This window comes from Flavobacterium sp. SOK18b (genome assembly GCF_014156605.1).
Lineage (GTDB): Bacteria > Bacteroidota > Bacteroidia > Flavobacteriales > Flavobacteriaceae > Flavobacterium > Flavobacterium tiangeerense.
Genome location: NZ_QKNZ01000060.1, coordinates 1 through 16,525 on the forward strand (window position 1 = coordinate 1; position 16,525 = coordinate 16,525).

The following is a 16,525-nucleotide window of genomic DNA, read 5'->3' on the forward strand; positions in this document are numbered from 1 at the left end:
CTATTATTTAGTAAAGTGTTCCAACTTTCTAAGCGAGGAACTCCATATTTATCAAGTTTAAATAAATGATTTTTGTCTAAACCTTTGAAGTATTTCGATTTTTTTGCTTCTCTCAATAATTCATTAATTTCATTAATTTCAGTATCTAATTTCTCCTGAATTTCATTTCTTATTAAATCTTTATCTTTTTCTGCAAAAAAATTTTGTCTTGATTTATAACCCGAAATCCGCCATATTAAAAAACGAAAATATTTCTCTTCGTCAGATAAATTATTATAGAAAAGATATTCCATAGTTAGGAAACTTTCTATTATTGCTCTAGTTAAGATATTTATCGAAGAAAAATCTAAAAATTGAATTGGACTTATTTTTCGTTCTGTTTCTAAAGTATAGCCTTTAGCAAGTTCAATGATACTTTTTGTAGTAATTAAAATTTTCACAGATAATGTTTCAATAAAAACTTCCCCTTCTTTCAACTTTGGTATATCATTATATATAGCTTCTATAACTTCTGTATACGCCTTAATTATTTGGTTTAATGAGTTAGTATTTTCCTTTTCATCTTCAAGATTGAATAATTCTTTTAAACCTAATTCTAATGGGAAGTCTTTCTTTTTCATCATTTTTTTTTGGCATTATCACTAACTTCTGGCGCTACACGAGGTTCAGGATTAAAGAAGCAAGATTTTTCGATTAAACACAAATTTCCTAAGTACAAAACCAACTTTAAATTCAACCTAATGCCCAAATCTCATGTAACGGCTGTTAGCCGACGTTTCTTTTTATAAAATCTTTGAATTTCGTTTTAAAATCTTTCTCAAACATATTCACATCAAATACTTTTCTACCAATTCCATTCTTAGTAGCAAAAATCATTGATTTATGAAATTCACTATCAAGACCTTCAACTTTTTCTTCATAAAATTTTGTAGAGCAAACCCAAGTTTCGACATAAAATGCAAACATGTTTGTTAACCTTCTAAATGTTCGCTTTTCATTTTCCTTGAAGAATGTATTGACATATGGTTTAGCTAATTTAACATCATCTTTATGATAACCCATTAGAAGTTTAGACTTTCCTAAATAAGGAAAAAAGGAAATAAAGATAGCAGTTAATCTGTCCATGTCTTTTCGATGTTCCAATTGGTAATTATAAATCTCTTCAGGTGTCTCATAATTTATTATTGCATTAAGACATATTTCTTGCAGAGCGAATTCGCGCTGTTGAAATACAAACGATTCAGTATTATTTTTTAAATCTAACCACATTGCATCTTTAGAAAATTCCATATCTTTAATTCCAAGCTTATTTTGCTTAATTGTTGATTCCAGTATCTTTCTATCAATGATTATATCTGTGTTTTTCAAAATACATTCGTGAAGTTTTATAACCACTTGTTTACGCCAAATTTCATTATGTAATGTTCTTAAAGCAAACAGTAAACAGGAAGTGTAATCATCAAAATCAATTTCTCCTTCAGTTTCTATTTTCTTAAAAACAGATGTATCATGTTCATTGCAAAATCCTAAAAATGTATATATTTTATTAATTCCATTTTTTTTAAATACAATATACTCTTTTTGAAAGTTGTCAATTTTTAATTCCAACAAATGTTTGTCTTCTGCAATCGAAGATAATATTACGTTCTTTTGCATGATGTGAGAATTAATAGATTTATCAGTACATCCAGGATACATGCAGATATTTGTTTCAGATTTTGCTTTTTGGATACAATCTGTAAATATTTTTGCTATTTCGGGATTATCTGTTTTCAATATGGTTTTTTTTTGAAATATTGGCTAACTATTATATATGCACCATGAAACAAATCCAATCTATCCTAATATAGATAGCTTCATGTCATTACAATAGCTCTTATTTTACGAATATAACCATAATCATTATATTAAAAATAAAAAACCTACAAACGGTTAATAAATCTGTTAATTAGTTCAAATACAAACAAAAAAAGCCCAAGAATCAAATCTTGGGCTTTTGGCATCTATTGTAACAAAAAAACCACTTCATTACAAAGTGGTTTTCTAGTCTTATTTCTCTCTAATATAAATATCGATTGGCACTCCTGAAAAATCCCAATTTTCTCTAATTTTATTTTCAAGGTAACGTTTGTAAGGCTCCTTAACGTATTGTGGCATGTTGGCAAAAAATACAAACTGAGGCGTTTGTGTAGGCAACTGCATGCAATATTTAATTTTCACATATTTCCCTTTGGTAGCTGGTGGCGGATAGGCCTCAATTACCTTAAGCATGAATTCGTTAAATTTAGATGTCGCAATACGCTGCTGTCTGTTTTCGTATACTTTTACCGTAGCTTCTAATGCTTTTAGCAAACGCTGCTTGGTCAAAGCCGACACAAAAAGAATTGGCACATCCGTAAACGGCATTAATTCTTTCTTGATTTTCTCTTCGTAATCGCGGGTTGACATGGTATCTTTTTCAACCAAATCCCATTTGTTTACTAAGATTACAACACCTTTGCGGTTTTTTTCGGCCAACCAAAAAATACTTTGGTCTTGCCCTTCAAATCCACGGGTAGCGTCAATAACAAGGATACAAATATCAGCATGTTCAATAGCACGCACAGAACGCATTACCGAGTAAAATTCTAAATCTTCTTTTACCTTAGCCTTACGACGAATTCCCGCCGTATCTACCAAGTTAAATTCAAAACCAAAACGGTCAAACTTCGTATCAATAGCATCACGCGTAGTACCCGCAATGTCCGTTACCATAAAACGTTCTTTACCAATCAAGGCATTGATAAAACTTGATTTACCCGCATTTGGTCGCCCAACTACTGCAAAACGTGGCAATACCACTTCCTCTTGAACAGGTTCTGGTTTTACTGGGAAAGCATCAATTAAAGCATCCAATAAATCTCCCGTTCCACTACCTGATATACTGGCAAAAGTATAGTATTCACCCAAACCTAAGTTGTAAAACTCTAAGGCATCTTTCTCACGCATGGCGTTGTCTACCTTGTTTACCGCTAGCAAAACTGGCTTAGTCACTTTACGCAACAAGCGCGCCACAACATCATCCATAGGCGTAATGCCTTCCTCAACATCAACCACAAAAATGATTACATCGGCCTCATCAATAGCCAGTTCAACTTGTTTGCGGATCTCGCCCTCAAACACGTCATCAGAACCTTTTATATAACCACCAGTATCAATTACAGAAAATTCTTTTCCGTTCCACTCGCTTTTACCATAGTTTCTATCGCGGGTCACCCCAGATACTGAATCTACAATAGCTTCTCTTCTTTGTATCAGCCTATTAAAAAGGGTCGATTTCCCTACATTAGGTCTTCCTACTATCGCAACAATGTTATTCATAATATAATTTGAAAATTCGTTTTTCCGAAACCTTATTTTTCCGTTTCGGGTGGCAAAGGTAGTGTTTAAAAGCGTGATTATCAATTTTTTTCGAATATTAGCCACATTAGCAAAACCTAACCACCTCATCTTCAAAACAAAACTCACAACCTTACCACTACCCTTTGTATTTATTCGTTCTTCGAATATTCTAAAATATCCCCTGGCTGGCAATCTAAGGCTTTACAAATAGCCTCCAAAGTACTAAACCGAACCGCCTTAGCCTTTCCTGTTTTTAATATGGATAAATTTGACAAGGTTAAATCTACCTTCTCCGAAAGCTCATTCAGTGACATCTTGCGCTTGGCCATCATCACATCTAGGTTTACAATTATTGCCATAACTTAAATGGTTAGTTCGTTTTCTTGCTGCATTTCGATTCCCTTTTTTATAATTTGCCCAATCACCAATAAAATTACACTGGTAAACCACCACACATCACCACCACCAAAACTTAAATCGGCAATGTTAGGCATTTGTAGTCCGCCCTCAATTAAATTCTTTGTAAAGCCTGCTCCCCACACCGAAAAAAGCCCAATTCCAAAAGAAATAGTAGCCACCAAATCAATAAATTTTTTCAGAGAATCATTAAACGGCTGTGCCAAATCAATTTTTTTACTGTGAAAAACAAGTACAATATTGTAAAACAATACCGCTTTCAACACCGTAACAATACACATTAAAACAGTCAAAGTCACATAATGCGACTGGTTGAAATGATACAAAGCTGCCAAATCAACTTCTGTCCAAAACTTACTTGCCCCAGCTGGATTGAGCAGCAACGTAAAAACAGTGTTAAAAATAAAGCCACCCGCCTGGATGCAAAGACCCACAAAAATAATCCAAGATACCACTTGCACTACTTTAAAAACAAAATTGGTTTTTCTAGACATGATACAAAGTATTTAAAATTAAAGCACAAATATATCAATATTTATTGAAAAACAATAAAAATATATCATTTATCAAAATATTTTTATCGCTTTTAAAATCTTCAGGAGCTTTTCCAGCGCTACAATACAACTCCTCGCGCCTCAAGGAGCTGTTGCAAAGCCCGTGCAGGAGCTTCCTTTGGTCGCTCTACACGCGCAGCAACAGCATCCTTTTTTCGCTGCGGGGTTTCCTTTTCGCTCTGGGCTAAAAAAAAATCAGTACAAGAGACTAACTCTAGTACTGATTTTAATGTTTTGCATTTAAATGAAAACTAAAAAATTACAATCAATTCACTCCTCACTCCTCACTTCTCACTCCTCACCTTTCACTTCTCACCTCTCACTTTTCACTCCTCACTTCTCACTTCTCACTTCTCACTCCTCCCTACTGATTATAACCAAAACGCTTCAACATATTCGCGTTACTTCTCCAGTTTTTGTTCACTTTTACGTAAAGCTCAATGTGAATTTGTTTTCCAAAGAATTTCTCTAAATCTTCACGAGCCTCAGTTCCTACCTTTTTCAGGGCGGCACCTTTATGACCTATTACAATTCCTTTTTGAGTTTCGCGTTCCACCATAATCAAAGAACGAATGCGAATGATATTGTCATCTTCAAAAAATTCTTCGGTAACAATTTCAACTGCGTACGGAATCTCTTTGCTGTAATTCAACAAGATTTTTTCACGAATGGTTTCATTCACAAAAAAACGCTCCGGCTTATCCGTAAGTTGGTCCTTTGGGTAATACGCTGGCGACTCTGGCAAAAGTGTAATGATTCTTTGAAAAACTTCAGGAACATTAAAATTTTGCAAGGCTGATATTGGATATATTTCAGCATTTGGCACTTTCTCCGTCCAAAAAGCCACTTGTTGCTCTAATTGTTCTTGGTTCGAATTGTCAATTTTGTTAAGCAATAGCAAAACTGGAATTTTCGAGTGGATGATTTTATTAAAAAACGCTTCATCCTTAAGTTCCTGCTCCCCTATTTCGACCATGTAAATCAAGACATCAGCATCTTCAAAAGCCGATTTCACGAAGTTCATCATCGATTCCTGCATTTCGTAGGCAGGCTTAATGATTCCTGGCGTATCAGATAAGATCATTTGAAAATCCTCACCGTTTACAATACCTAGAATTCTATGACGAGTTGTTTGTGCTTTTGAAGTAATAATTGATAATCGCTCTCCAACAAAGGCATTCATTAATGTTGATTTACCAACATTTGGATTCCCGATGATGTTTACAAAACCTGCTTTATGTGACATTTCTACTAAAATTTATGCCACAAAGGTAGTCATATCAAGTGAATAGACGAAATAAAACATTTTTTTAAATTTATGTTGTGAAATGCAGAAATTGATTGTATCTTTGCACCCGAAACAACGCGGGATAGAGCAGTAGGCAGCTCGTCGGGCTCATAACCCGAAGGTCACAGGTTCGAGTCCTGTTCCCGCTACTAAGTAGCCTTATTGAGATTACAAAACGCACATCGCGGGATAGAGCAGTAGGCAGCTCGTCGGGCTCATAACCCGAAGGTCACAGGTTCGAGTCCTGTTCCCGCTACTAGAAAAGCTTCAGAGAAATCTGAAGCTTTTTTTGTTTATCTTAGCTTTAATGAAGCTTTATTCAGATTGTAGACACGAATTAGGAGAGCTCATATCCGCCCCTTGCTTCGCGAATGTCTCTGACTTCGCGTAAATTTATACTGTGTTGCACCGCAGATTCGCAGATTATGGCATTATTTGATCCGCGAATCTGCGGTTCTATTAAATTTAATAAAGCTTATTCAGATTGCGGGCTCGAAGTCGGCGAAACTCTCTAAAGCTTTTTATATGACACTTTTCTGAGAGAGCGGGAACTATTAAGAAATCAGCACTTGAAAAAGCTGGTGTTTTTTTGCTTTTAAAAAACTCACAATCCCTCTGATTTAATGGACTTTAAAGCCAAAATTTGATTCTCTAAAAAAAAAAATTAAAAAAAAATGCTTTTTTGAGGTAACAATTAATCTAGTACTGTATCAAAAGGTAAACTTTAAAAAAATACATCTTATGAAAACGAAATCTATTTTAATTATTGCATTTTTCCTTTTGATCTCAAAATCTGTTTTTGCTCAAACCGCCTTCAAAGTAGAGGTAAAAGGAAAAGGAACTCCTGTAATGTTGTTTCCTGGTTTTGGTTGTACCGGTGAAGTTTGGAATGAAACAGTAGCCGAACTTTCTAAAACTAACGAATGTCATATTTTTACTTTTGCGGGATTTGGGAATGTTACTCCAATTGAAGGTCCTTGGTTGGCTTCCATCAAAGATCAAGTCATATCTTATGTAAAAACAAAAAAACTTAAGAATGCTACATTAATTGGTCATAGTTTAGGAGGTACTTTAAGCTTGTGGTTAGCCTCTCAGGAAACCAATTTGTTCAAAAAATTAATTATTGTTGATGCTTTGCCTGCAACTGCCGCTTTGATGATACCTAACTACAAAGGAGAAATTATTCCGTATGACAATCCGCAAAGTAAAATGATGATGACTATGGATCAAAAAGCGTTTGACGGAATGAATTCGCAGTCAACTTCTTTTATGTGCATGAACAAAGAAAAACAAAAAACAATCAATGAATGGATGCATCTTGTGGATCGAAAAACTTACGTTCACGGTTATATTGACATGCTAAATTTAGACCTGCGAAAAGAAATTTCTAAAATTAAAATTCCTGTTGTAATTTTAGCTGCTTCAAATCCAGATCTTACCACAGTACAAAACACCTATAAAGCCCAGTATGAAAACCTGCCTTCTGTTAAAATTGAGTATGCAGCAAACTCCGCTCATTTTGTTATGTACGATCAACCAGAATGGTTTATGAATAAAGTAAAACTTGAATTAAAATAAGGTGGGTAAAAAAGAACTATTCGACGAGATTTATTACAAGCATTACAATAAAGTATTTCGATTGTGCAAAGGATATTTTTGTGGCGATACCGCATTGGCCTCTGATGCAACTCAGGAAATCTTCATCAAAGTCTGGGAAAAATTAGACACTTTTAGAAATGAATCGAGCATCAGCACTTGGATTTACAGAATTGCAGTAAACACTTGCCTTCTTTATTTGAGAAAATCATCTTCAAAGAAAGAAATCAGGACCGATATCCTGCCTCAGATTGTTTCAGAAACCTATTCGAGCGAAAAAGATGAGCAACTTAGACAAATGTATCAATGCATACAAAAATTGGAAGAAACGAACAAGATGATCATCCTGATGACTTTAGACGGTTTGGAATATCAGGAAATATCAGAAGTAATCGGGATAACCGAAGAAACCCTTCGCGTTAGAATTCATAGAATCAAAAAAAGTTTAACTCAATGTGTACAAAATGAAAACATTTGAAGAATTACAAAATATCTGGGATCAGCAGACAGCATCTGAATCACCACCAACTGCCGCCGAAATTATAAAAAAAGCGGAGTCACATACTAAAAAAATTAAACGCAGTCATTTATGGACCAGAATAATTTTAAGCTTGACTTCTATAATATTAATCTCCTATTATATCTGGTCAGGTGCTTATAGAAATGTTCAATTTAGTATTGGATTGTGCATTATGATTGTAATGCTTGTGAGTCGCGTAGCCTTAGAATGGATCAGCGTAAAAAAGCTAGCCGATTTAAGTACTGATCTCACATTAATAGAATACAGTAAACTAGCACATCAGTTTTACAGTTGGAGAAAAAAAATACATTACATCCTTACTCCTATCATTTACCTCACGTATACTGCCGGGTTTACATTGCTTTTACCAGTTTTTAAAACCATTTTCTCAAGAGGCTTTTATCTATACATTCTATTAAGCGGATATATATTTTTATTTTTATTTGCATTTTTTATGATACGATTCATCCAAAAGGAAATAAAGCTTTTACACTTCTTGAAAAACATTTCGTAAAAAAAAACAATTGGTAGCTATTTTACCGTTTACCACTACTAGAAAAGCTTCAGAGAAATCTGGAGCTTTTTTTGTTATCTCGTTCAAAGGACAAAAATATTTAGATTGTGCGCACAAAGGAGACCTTTGTCTATTCAATGAAACCCTTAGGATAGCTTGTCCTTTTAGTTAATCATTTCATAATCCCATAAGAAAGTTAACTGTATTGCTATAAATTCGTTCCGTGAATTCGTATGAAATAAGTTATGTTTTAAAAAACGACTCCTTTCAATGGTATCCCAAAACAGATTAAAAAAATAACTTTTATAATAAGAAATTGATTTATACTACACTTTTAAATATCGCAATTTTTCAGGGAATAATCTTGGGATTAGTTATTTTAAGGTCTTCCTTATTTAATAGTAATTCAAATAAATATGTGGCATACTTGCTATTTACACTTTCTATTCTTTTACTGAATTATGTTTTTGAATTAGAAGAAGCATATACTCCCTATCCTTTTCTACATTTTATTGACAATGTCGAGTGGGCATTACTATTGCCTGCATTCCTATTCCTATATATTGTAAATCGGATTGATGATACTGTAAAAAGCAAACAAAAAATATATTTATGTTTTGCTCCATTTGCATTTTCCGCTTTACTTAATATTACAAACGATCTTGATCGTGTTGCAGGAATTTATACTATTCCAGAGCCAGGTCTTGTTATCATTCAAATACTGAGTCTATTTCATCTTTTTTTAGTCCTTACATTCATCCCTTTTCTGTTGATTTACTCTTATTTTATGATAAGACATTTAAAGGATTCAGAAGAAAAAAAATGGGTAGTTACCTTATTAACCCTTTTTACATCTTTGTTATTCTCTTGGATTATTACCTGGTTAGTCGGCATATTTCTTCAATATGATATTTCTTCTACTATGAGTATCGTAGCTTTATCTGCAACTTTCATTATTCATTGGACAGCATATGTTGGCATTTACAAGTACAAACTCGCAAAAAACAAGGATGCTATCTATACTTTTCTAAATAACGATTTAACTATTTCCTACAGTAATTCGGAAATTATCGAAAATGACAGCCCAGAAGAATATCGGGAATCTATCACAGTAGATAATCTTTATTTTCAAAAACTTGATCTTCTTTGTAAGGAACATCATATTTATACCGATTGTACCTTGAATAGAGAAAAAATCGCTGAAAAACTAGGTATAAGTGCTGGATATGTTTCACAAATTGTAAATACGGTAACAGGTGACAACTTTGCCAATTACATCAATCAATATCGGGTTGAAGCGGTGAAGGAAATGATATCTAATTCTGAATATGAAAATTACAATTTATTGACGATGGGACTAGAGTCTGGTTTTACTTCAAAAACCACTTTTTATAAAGCTTTTAAAAAAGCTACTGGTCAAACACCAAATGAGTATCGGAATTCAAATAAATAAGTACCGATTTATACAATTTGAAGTTTTTGGCACCTTTTCTAGTTCTTCTTGTGTGAGTTTTGCACTTCAATAATTAAAAAACAATTTTTATGAAAAAAATTTTAGTACTAGCTGTTCTTACAGTTTTAGGATTTACAAATGCAAACGCGCAAAAAATTAAATTTGGTGCAAAATTAGGTATTAACATTAGTAACATTACTGGTGATAACACCAGTAGCCTTGAACCTGTTTCTGCCTTTAATTTCGGATTAGTAACTGAGATTCCAATTGCGAAAAAATTTTCTTTTCAACCAGAACTTATGCTTTCCGGTCAAGGTTACAGCTTTAAAGGAAGTGACGGAAACATTGTTGGATTAAATTATTTAAATGTTCCGTTAATGGCAAAATATTATCTAACAAAAGGGTTGAGTCTTGAAGCTGGACCACAAATTGGATATTTACTTTCGGCCAAAAACGAAAGCACAAACGTAAAAGATGCTTTTAAGAAAGTTGACTTCGCTGCTAATTTAGGAATTGGTTACAAACTAGAAAACGGACTTAATTTTGGAGCAAGATATAATTTTGGATTATCAAACATTAATAATTTAGATAATTCTTCTAGTAAATATAGAAACGAAGTATTTCAAGTATCTGTAGGTTATTTCTTTTTCTAAAATCTAATAATTCTATAAAAGATTTTACAAACTGAATTGTAAAGATATTAACCTTGCATTGCTGGAAAATTCAAAAATTTTGAATTAATCGTTTTGACAGTTGTATTAATCTTATTTTACACAACTCAAAACTTGTATGCAGGCACTCAATAGCGGTTCGTTTTTTAGTAAACTATACAATCAAAAAAGCATCTGTCCTATTGATATAAAGTAATTTAGAAAGCATAAAGTCAATTAAAAAAAATGAGCCCGATACATCATCGAGCTCATTTTTTTCATTGATTAGAAAATTATTCAACTTTTTGGATTCTTTCTATAAAAGCAGAAATTCTCTTTGCAATTGATTTTATTTAGAAAACTCTAAACCTTTTAATTTTTGCCATCCACCGCGAGTAAAATCAGGAATCTCAACCGGTGCTGAATTATTATCTAGAGATTTTTCGGTTAACGGGCCAAGACAAGACCATTCTGCTAAATCATATACATCCATATCTAACGGAAGTCCGTTTTGTAAACAATAAATCAAACGATAGTCCATTACAAAGTCCATCCCACCATGACCACCAACTTTTTTGGCTTTTTCTTCAATTCCAGCTACAATTGGGTGTTTATACTTTTCCATTAAAGCTTTTTTCACATCAGCAGGAACAAAACTGTGGGCATTTAATTTTTCATGATTGGGTGTAATATCTGAACCAACTTCCTTTGAACCCAAAGCATATCCTTCAACGGGATATTTATTTGCAAACCCTTTTGTCCCACTAATTTGATACATGCGACTGTAAGGACGCGGGGAAGTCACATCATGTTGAATTTGGATTGTTTTACCTTTTTCGGTACGAATCATAGTCATCGTGTGATCTCCATTTCTAAAGTCAGTAACTTCTTGACCTGATTTTTCTTTAATATAAGCAGGATTTCCAACAGCTTTAGTATCCATAGAAACTAAAAAGTTCATTTTGTCACCACGGTGAATATTTAATGCTTGACACGCCGGTCCCATTCCATGGGTTGCATAAATATCACCACGGTGTTTTCTATTATAATCCATACGCCAGTTATTCCAATATTCGCCCCAGTAAGGCTGAAGTCCGTGAATATAAGCCCCTTCAGCATGCATAATTTCTCCAAACAATCCTTGTTGCACCATATTTAGAGTTGTCAACTCAAAGAAATCGTATACACAATTCTCCAACTGCATGCAATGCTTACGTGTTTTTTCGGAAGTATTAATTAAGTCCCAAATTTCATCCATTGTCAAGGCACCAGGAACTTCAATAGCAACATTTTTACCATCTTTCATGGCTTGAACGCCAATATTTGCATGGTTTTTCCAATCGGTTGCTACATATACAAGATCTACGTTAGGTAGTGCTGTTACTTTTCTCCAAGCATTTTCATCTCCAAAAAACTCTTGCGCTTTTGGAAGCCCTGCTTTAGTAAGAATTTCATTAGCTGATTTTGTATTGGTCTCTAACATATCGCACAATGCAATAATCTCCACCCCCGGAATATGAGTCATACGTTCTACAGCGCCTGGACCACGCATTCCTAAACCGATGAAAGCAATACGAACCGTAGGAATGGGAGCTGTAGCTAGCCGTAAAACATCTGTTTGACCTTTAGGTCGTTTGGGAGCTGGGGTTTTAATCATTTGAGCTGATACAGTTGTCCATCCCAGAAAAACAATGGAAATAAGTAGTAATTTAAAAATACTAGTTTTCATATATGTAAAAGTTATTTGTTAGTGGTCATGTATGGTGTCGCCTTTTACTTATTGGTGTTTGCTTGCAACAAACCTGTTGATAATGGCGATTTCATAATTTAATTTATTTAAAAAAGGCAGATAATCTAGTTCTAGATTACCATTCAGTAATATTTTATTGTATTTTTTAATTTAAACCGTGAGTACTCTTTACGGCAATACTTTAAAATCAATATCTGGTCTTTTCTGACTTAATGATCTTGTAAAAACGCTTTGTGCTTTAGTAAAATTATTAAAAAAGCCTCCGTTCTTCAAATAGAATGAATCGTTATTTAACAGACCTCCTGAATAATCCATACGGTATCCTATAGTGCCCGTATTGTCTGTTGTGAACTTTGCGGAATTTATCTCTGTCCAATTTCCTTTCGCATCACAATACCATTGATTGCCGAATAAAACTTCGCGAGATTTATCACCTTGTTCCGGAGAAAAATTTTCTAAGAATGAATGAAATCTTTTTAAATACGTATTAGTCTCCGGCCGATTAAAGCTAGCTATCAATTGCCATTGGTTCAATTCAGGAGCAAAAAAGTAAGCGGTATAGGTTGTTGAATTATCGTTTTGAGGAGTTCCACGGAGTAAAAATTTATAGGTATTTCCTGCAATCCAATTGTACTTCAAATAACTTTGTCCTCCAGAACCCTCATTGCCAAACTCTCCAGTTGTTACTCCTGCTCCTTTTTTAAGAAGTTTAATTTTTTTAGAATCTGGTATAGAGGCCGGATCATCTGTTACAAATGGGCTCCAGACAGAGAATAATACTCTGCGCTCTGTTTGGGAATTGACTTGAATACCAAAATAACCTTCTGCAAATCCATTTGCCATATAATAAGAACCTATAACATCTTGGCCTTTTGGAACTGTAACTTCGTTGTAATACCATTCAATATCCTTATCTGTTGGCACTTGATAATTTAAATGTACAGAAGGTCCTCTTCTGCCCCAATGATAAAAACTACCTTCGTCATTTTGAACAAATGCAATTTTTTCTTTAGCAATTGAACTGTTAATTGTTACGCTTGCAATAGAAGGAAAATGACTTTTACTCTTGTTAATTCCTTTTATTTTTAAAGCAACATAACCTGGCTCCTTAATTACCCAACGTCCTATTTGGTAAGAATCTTTTTTAGTCTCGTTAAATTCTACTCTTTTGGATTCATTGTTAATGGTGAATTCTAAAGTTGATTTCCCAAGAACTACTAGTGACTCCTTATTTATTGAAAATTGAAAAACTCCAGGTTCAGAAACTCGAAAATAAGCAGTGAAATATTCTTCAGAATTAGCCCAATCCTCAATTCCATTTTTTGTAATAGTTTTAATTCCTGCAAAAGGAATAGAACTAAAAGCATTTCCACCAAGAGGCAAAGAAATTGTGGATACCATTTTAGAATCATTATCACCTACCTCATCACTTTTTTCAATACCGCTGCAAGATGTAAGGGGAATCAAGAATATGATTGCTGCTAGTTTTGTTAAGAATCTTATTTTCATCTCTATTTTTTATACTGTTTGATTTTTTTTTAATCCTATTTTATGCTTACGAAAAATTTAGCTATCCAATGGCAATTGAAAAAACAATAACCTCTTACCCATTCTTTTTTAAATTCCTAAAATTATTCATCAACATTTTTAAGAACGGCAACTGCATTAAGCTCAAATCTATCTTTCTATTTTAAAATAAAATTGCAACAATAACATTCAATAAAACTGCTGTATTGAATAAAAACAAGTATACATTGATATCTAAATTACTCTACTAAAGTACAGTAGCCATTAGATAATAAAGTCTGTTTTTTTTTAATAAAGAAAAATGAACGCTAAAAATTTAATTTATAATTTCTTTACGGAGCTAACTTTAGTATCAACCTAACCTCTTTTTTGAATGCAAATTGCTCCATTTATTCTCTTAAATGATCTTTAAAAACATCGAATTTTGATCTGAAAAAAGAGATGTTATTGTTTAATACTTAACGAAACTATAGATTATATTTTTACTAACCAAGAAAAACACAAAAAATGTGCTCGAACACATGTTGTTTATGTTCTTGAGCACATAAATAGTACATGAAACGTTTTTTTTAAATAAAATTCTAGTTTCTTGGTAAAAGAACAGCAACATATTCGATCTTGTTGTTAAGTAAAACAGGCCACACCAATCAAATGAAAAGAAATTTGGAAATTAAAAATTCAACAGCAGTTTCATGATATTGAATTTAATTTTAATTTAGATTTTATGCTACTTAGTTCTTAATTCGATAGAAAAAAGCCATATCAATCTCCAATTTTGGAAAGTAGAAAATAAAAAATTTGACAAAGAGATTCAGTCAAAATTCTTTTACCTAAATTTCGAAAAAATTATTCGAACACGCGATTAAGTAAAACTAAATTACGCATAAAATAATTCCAGAAATGAAAGAATATCAAGTACATTTAATTAAAGAAAAACAACTGATAATCTCTGGAAATGGAGATGATTTAGAATGGGATTACGCCCCGATTTTGACTGATTTTTGTTCCCCATGGAGTACAGAAAAAGGTAAAGAAGTTATATTTAAAGCGCTTTGGGATCGGGAAAATTTATTTTTTAACTTTACTGTTTTAGATATCGAAATCCACATAGAAAAAAAGGATGACAGTATTGAAAGTATCGGAAACTCTGATCGAGTTGAACTCTTTTTTAGAACTGATCCTGCAATGAATCCCTACTATTGTTTAGAAATAGACACTCGTGGTAGAGTAATGGATTTTAAAGCCTATCCTGATAAGAATTTTGATTTCAATTGGAACTGGCCCAAGAATGAATTAACAGTAAAATCATCTGTAAAAGCTAATTCTTTTATTGTTGAGGGATCAATCAGTATTGAATCTTTAAAAAGTTTAAGCCTAATAAAAAACAATAGAATAGAAACCGGTATTTTTAGAGCTAAATACATCAAAACACAAAATGAATCTGTTAAACCTAACTGGATTACTTGGATTAACCCAAATACAGAAACTCCAAATTTCCATATCGCTTCTTCCTTTGGTGTATTAATTTTAAAAGAGTAGATTTTTCTTTACTCCATATAATACTCCGCATTTTCTGAGTTTACAATATCAATGGGTAAAAGAATCATTTCTGGAATTTCTTTCTGAAATAGAAAATGTTCAACCAACGATGTTATTCCTAGATACGCTTGTCTTTTCTGATTTTGATGGATCATAAAATCGATAAAACCTTGATTCAAATACGTTATATTTTCATCTATTAAATCATATCCTACCACTTTAATTTTTTTGATTTTAAAGTCGCTTATTATTTTTGCCATTTGATACGATTTAGACGTGGTAACAAAAATTCCTGTCACATTTGGATTTTCATTCAAGAATGTTTTGAAATTAAGTTCAATATTTGGATTTTTTAATTTTAAAGTGGTTATTGTGTACGCAGAATTTTGTTTCTCATCAAAATAAGTTCTAAAACCCCGCTCCTTTTCTTGCATGTGAATTGCATTTTTGTAGGTTTCATCGATATGAACAATAGCAATATGGCCCGCATCAATAATTGAATCTAATAATTTTGCTGCCACTCGCCCACTTCGGAATAAATCTTGACCAACAAAACTTTTTACAAAACTGGATTCGACCTGATTATTGAACGTATTCACAATGATGTCTAACGAATTGAATTGCTCAATAACATCTACAGTTTCTTTATGGAATAAAGGCGCTATTAAAACTGCATCGGGAGATAATTCTAATATGGCTTCATTTATTTTTAAAAAAGATTTCTTTTTTTCCGGATTAAAATAGAAGCTCTCAATAACCAAATTATAGGCTTTGAATTCTTTCACCGCATCATCAATACCATTCAGGCAAGGACGCCAATATGGATCAATTTCAGGATCAGGAAGTACAACACAAATACGATAAATCTTATTGTTTTTTAAATTTCTGGCAATAAGGTTTGGCTCGTAGTCAATTACTTTTAAAACTTCGTTGACTTTGTCCAAAGCAGTTGGCGAAACTTTACCTCTTTTGTGTAAAACTCTATCAACTGTTCCTTTTGAAACACCAGCTAAATTAGCAATATCCTTTATTGTATATTTTTTATCCATATTGAGCAAATATATAAAAACTTTGGTTTTGATTTTTTTGTAAGACTTAATTAACAAAGGATTGGCTAATTATGAGTTTACATTCTTTAAAAGTAATTACTAATCTTTTTATGAGTGTTTTTTTAAATCAATTCAAAATATACTAAACAATAAACTTGAAATGTGTTCGAGCACATTTTATATCTTTTTAATTGTTTTATTAGATTTTAATCTATAGTTTCGTAAAACAAAAACTAAATAAACAGTTAGAATTACATATAAAAATAGCCTTAAACCCTATTAAAACA

The 16,525-nt window shown here is 32.8% G+C and carries 15 protein-coding genes and 2 tRNA genes; 8 read left to right on the forward strand and 9 right to left on the reverse strand.

Annotated elements, in window-relative coordinates:
* From DNC80_RS10010 to era, 6 genes are all read right to left on the reverse strand, one after another.
* Nucleotides 1–620, reverse strand: a 620-nt coding sequence (locus tag DNC80_RS10010; protein WP_182651098.1) for a DUF5677 domain-containing protein, incomplete at its 3' end; no start/stop codon positions are given.
* Nucleotides 621–765: 145 nt separating this feature from the next.
* Nucleotides 766–1,776: a hypothetical protein gene (locus DNC80_RS10015; RefSeq protein WP_182651099.1), complete on the reverse strand. Its 1,011-nt coding sequence runs from the start codon at nucleotides 1,774–1,776 to the stop codon at nucleotides 766–768.
* A 273-nt stretch (nucleotides 1,777–2,049) separates the two neighbouring features.
* Nucleotides 2,050–3,360 carry a ribosome biogenesis GTPase Der gene (gene der / locus DNC80_RS10020; protein ID WP_144889166.1) on the reverse strand — a complete coding sequence of 437 codons (1,311 nt, stop codon included), beginning with the start codon at nucleotides 3,358–3,360 and terminating at the stop codon, nucleotides 2,050–2,052.
* A 170-nt stretch (nucleotides 3,361–3,530) separates the two neighbouring features.
* Nucleotides 3,531–3,740, reverse strand: coding sequence for a helix-turn-helix transcriptional regulator (locus DNC80_RS10025; protein ID WP_086453359.1), 210 nt, complete (start codon nucleotides 3,738–3,740; stop codon nucleotides 3,531–3,533).
* A 3-nt stretch (nucleotides 3,741–3,743) separates the two neighbouring features.
* Nucleotides 3,744–4,292: a DUF2975 domain-containing protein gene (locus tag DNC80_RS10030; RefSeq protein ID WP_182651100.1), complete on the reverse strand. Its 549-nt coding sequence runs from the start codon at nucleotides 4,290–4,292 to the stop codon at nucleotides 3,744–3,746.
* A 424-nt stretch (nucleotides 4,293–4,716) separates the two neighbouring features.
* On the reverse strand, nucleotides 4,717–5,598 hold the full coding sequence (gene era, locus DNC80_RS10035; RefSeq protein ID WP_144889172.1) for a GTPase Era: 882 nt from the start codon (nucleotides 5,596–5,598) through the stop codon (nucleotides 4,717–4,719).
* Nucleotides 5,599–5,716: 118 nt separating this feature from the next.
* Here era and DNC80_RS10040 point away from each other — a divergent pair.
* The 7 genes from DNC80_RS10040 (at nucleotide 5,717) to DNC80_RS10070 (ending at nucleotide 10,376) form a co-directional block, all read left to right on the forward strand.
* Nucleotides 5,717–5,789: transfer RNA gene (locus DNC80_RS10040), tRNA-Met, on the forward strand.
* 34 nt (nucleotides 5,790–5,823) lie between these two features.
* Nucleotides 5,824–5,896, forward strand: a tRNA-Met gene (locus DNC80_RS10045).
* Nucleotides 5,897–6,381: 485 nt separating this feature from the next.
* Nucleotides 6,382–7,218: an alpha/beta fold hydrolase gene (locus DNC80_RS10050; protein WP_182651101.1), complete on the forward strand. Its 837-nt coding sequence runs from the start codon at nucleotides 6,382–6,384 to the stop codon at nucleotides 7,216–7,218.
* A 1-nt stretch (nucleotide 7,219) separates the two neighbouring features.
* Nucleotides 7,220–7,714 (forward strand): sigma-70 family RNA polymerase sigma factor, encoded by a 495-nt coding sequence (locus DNC80_RS10055; protein ID WP_182651102.1) that lies wholly within the window; start codon nucleotides 7,220–7,222, stop codon nucleotides 7,712–7,714.
* Nucleotides 7,701–8,270 (forward strand): hypothetical protein, encoded by a 570-nt coding sequence (locus DNC80_RS10060; protein WP_182651103.1) that lies wholly within the window; start codon nucleotides 7,701–7,703, stop codon nucleotides 8,268–8,270. The genes DNC80_RS10055 and DNC80_RS10060 overlap by 14 nt, the downstream gene beginning before the upstream one ends.
* A gap of 418 nt (nucleotides 8,271–8,688) precedes the next feature.
* Nucleotides 8,689–9,723, forward strand: coding sequence for a helix-turn-helix domain-containing protein (locus DNC80_RS10065; protein ID WP_370628738.1), 1,035 nt, complete (start codon nucleotides 8,689–8,691; stop codon nucleotides 9,721–9,723).
* A gap of 89 nt (nucleotides 9,724–9,812) precedes the next feature.
* On the forward strand, nucleotides 9,813–10,376 hold the full coding sequence (locus tag DNC80_RS10070) for a porin family protein (RefSeq protein WP_182651105.1): 564 nt from the start codon (nucleotides 9,813–9,815) through the stop codon (nucleotides 10,374–10,376).
* Nucleotides 10,377–10,722: 346 nt separating this feature from the next.
* Here the strand turns inward: DNC80_RS10070 and DNC80_RS10075 are convergent, their stop codons facing one another.
* Complete coding sequence (locus DNC80_RS10075; protein WP_182651106.1) at nucleotides 10,723–12,102, reverse strand: Gfo/Idh/MocA family protein; 1,380 nt, start codon at nucleotides 12,100–12,102, stop codon at nucleotides 10,723–10,725.
* Between the two features lie 189 nt (nucleotides 12,103–12,291).
* A complete protein-coding gene (locus DNC80_RS10080) occupies nucleotides 12,292–13,632 on the reverse strand; it encodes a DUF3472 domain-containing protein (RefSeq protein WP_182651107.1) in 1,341 nt (446 codons plus the stop codon).
* A gap of 918 nt (nucleotides 13,633–14,550) precedes the next feature.
* On the opposite strand from DNC80_RS10080, the gene DNC80_RS10085 reads away from it, so the two are divergent.
* On the forward strand, nucleotides 14,551–15,189 hold the full coding sequence (locus DNC80_RS10085; RefSeq protein ID WP_182651108.1) for a sugar-binding protein: 639 nt from the start codon (nucleotides 14,551–14,553) through the stop codon (nucleotides 15,187–15,189).
* 8 nt (nucleotides 15,190–15,197) lie between these two features.
* Here the strand turns inward: DNC80_RS10085 and DNC80_RS10090 are convergent, their stop codons facing one another.
* On the reverse strand, nucleotides 15,198–16,238 hold the full coding sequence (locus DNC80_RS10090) for a LacI family DNA-binding transcriptional regulator (RefSeq protein ID WP_182651109.1): 1,041 nt from the start codon (nucleotides 16,236–16,238) through the stop codon (nucleotides 15,198–15,200).
* Between the last annotated feature and the right edge of the window lie 287 nt (nucleotides 16,239–16,525).

What these genes read in the sequence shown, in the direction of transcription:
- DNC80_RS10090 (WP_182651109.1), bottom strand. Translation starts at nt 16,238, where the DNA reads ATGGATAAAAAATATACAATAAAGGATATTGCTAATTTAGCTGGTGTT.
- DNC80_RS10030 (WP_182651100.1), bottom strand. Translation starts at nt 4,292, where the DNA reads ATGTCTAGAAAAACCAATTTTGTTTTTAAAGTAGTGCAAGTGGTATCT.
- DNC80_RS10025 (WP_086453359.1), bottom strand. Translation starts at nt 3,740, where the DNA reads ATGGCAATAATTGTAAACCTAGATGTGATGATGGCCAAGCGCAAGATG.
- der (WP_144889166.1), bottom strand. Translation starts at nt 3,360, where the DNA reads ATGAATAACATTGTTGCGATAGTAGGAAGACCTAATGTAGGGAAATCG.
- DNC80_RS10085 (WP_182651108.1), top strand. Translation starts at nt 14,551, where the DNA reads ATGAAAGAATATCAAGTACATTTAATTAAAGAAAAACAACTGATAATC.
- era (WP_144889172.1), bottom strand. Translation starts at nt 5,598, where the DNA reads ATGTCACATAAAGCAGGTTTTGTAAACATCATCGGGAATCCAAATGTT.
- DNC80_RS10075 (WP_182651106.1), bottom strand. Translation starts at nt 12,102, where the DNA reads ATGAAAACTAGTATTTTTAAATTACTACTTATTTCCATTGTTTTTCTG.
- DNC80_RS10050 (WP_182651101.1), top strand. Translation starts at nt 6,382, where the DNA reads ATGAAAACGAAATCTATTTTAATTATTGCATTTTTCCTTTTGATCTCA.
- DNC80_RS10060 (WP_182651103.1), top strand. Translation starts at nt 7,701, where the DNA reads ATGAAAACATTTGAAGAATTACAAAATATCTGGGATCAGCAGACAGCA.
- DNC80_RS10080 (WP_182651107.1), bottom strand. Translation starts at nt 13,632, where the DNA reads ATGAAAATAAGATTCTTAACAAAACTAGCAGCAATCATATTCTTGATT.
- DNC80_RS10070 (WP_182651105.1), top strand. Translation starts at nt 9,813, where the DNA reads ATGAAAAAAATTTTAGTACTAGCTGTTCTTACAGTTTTAGGATTTACA.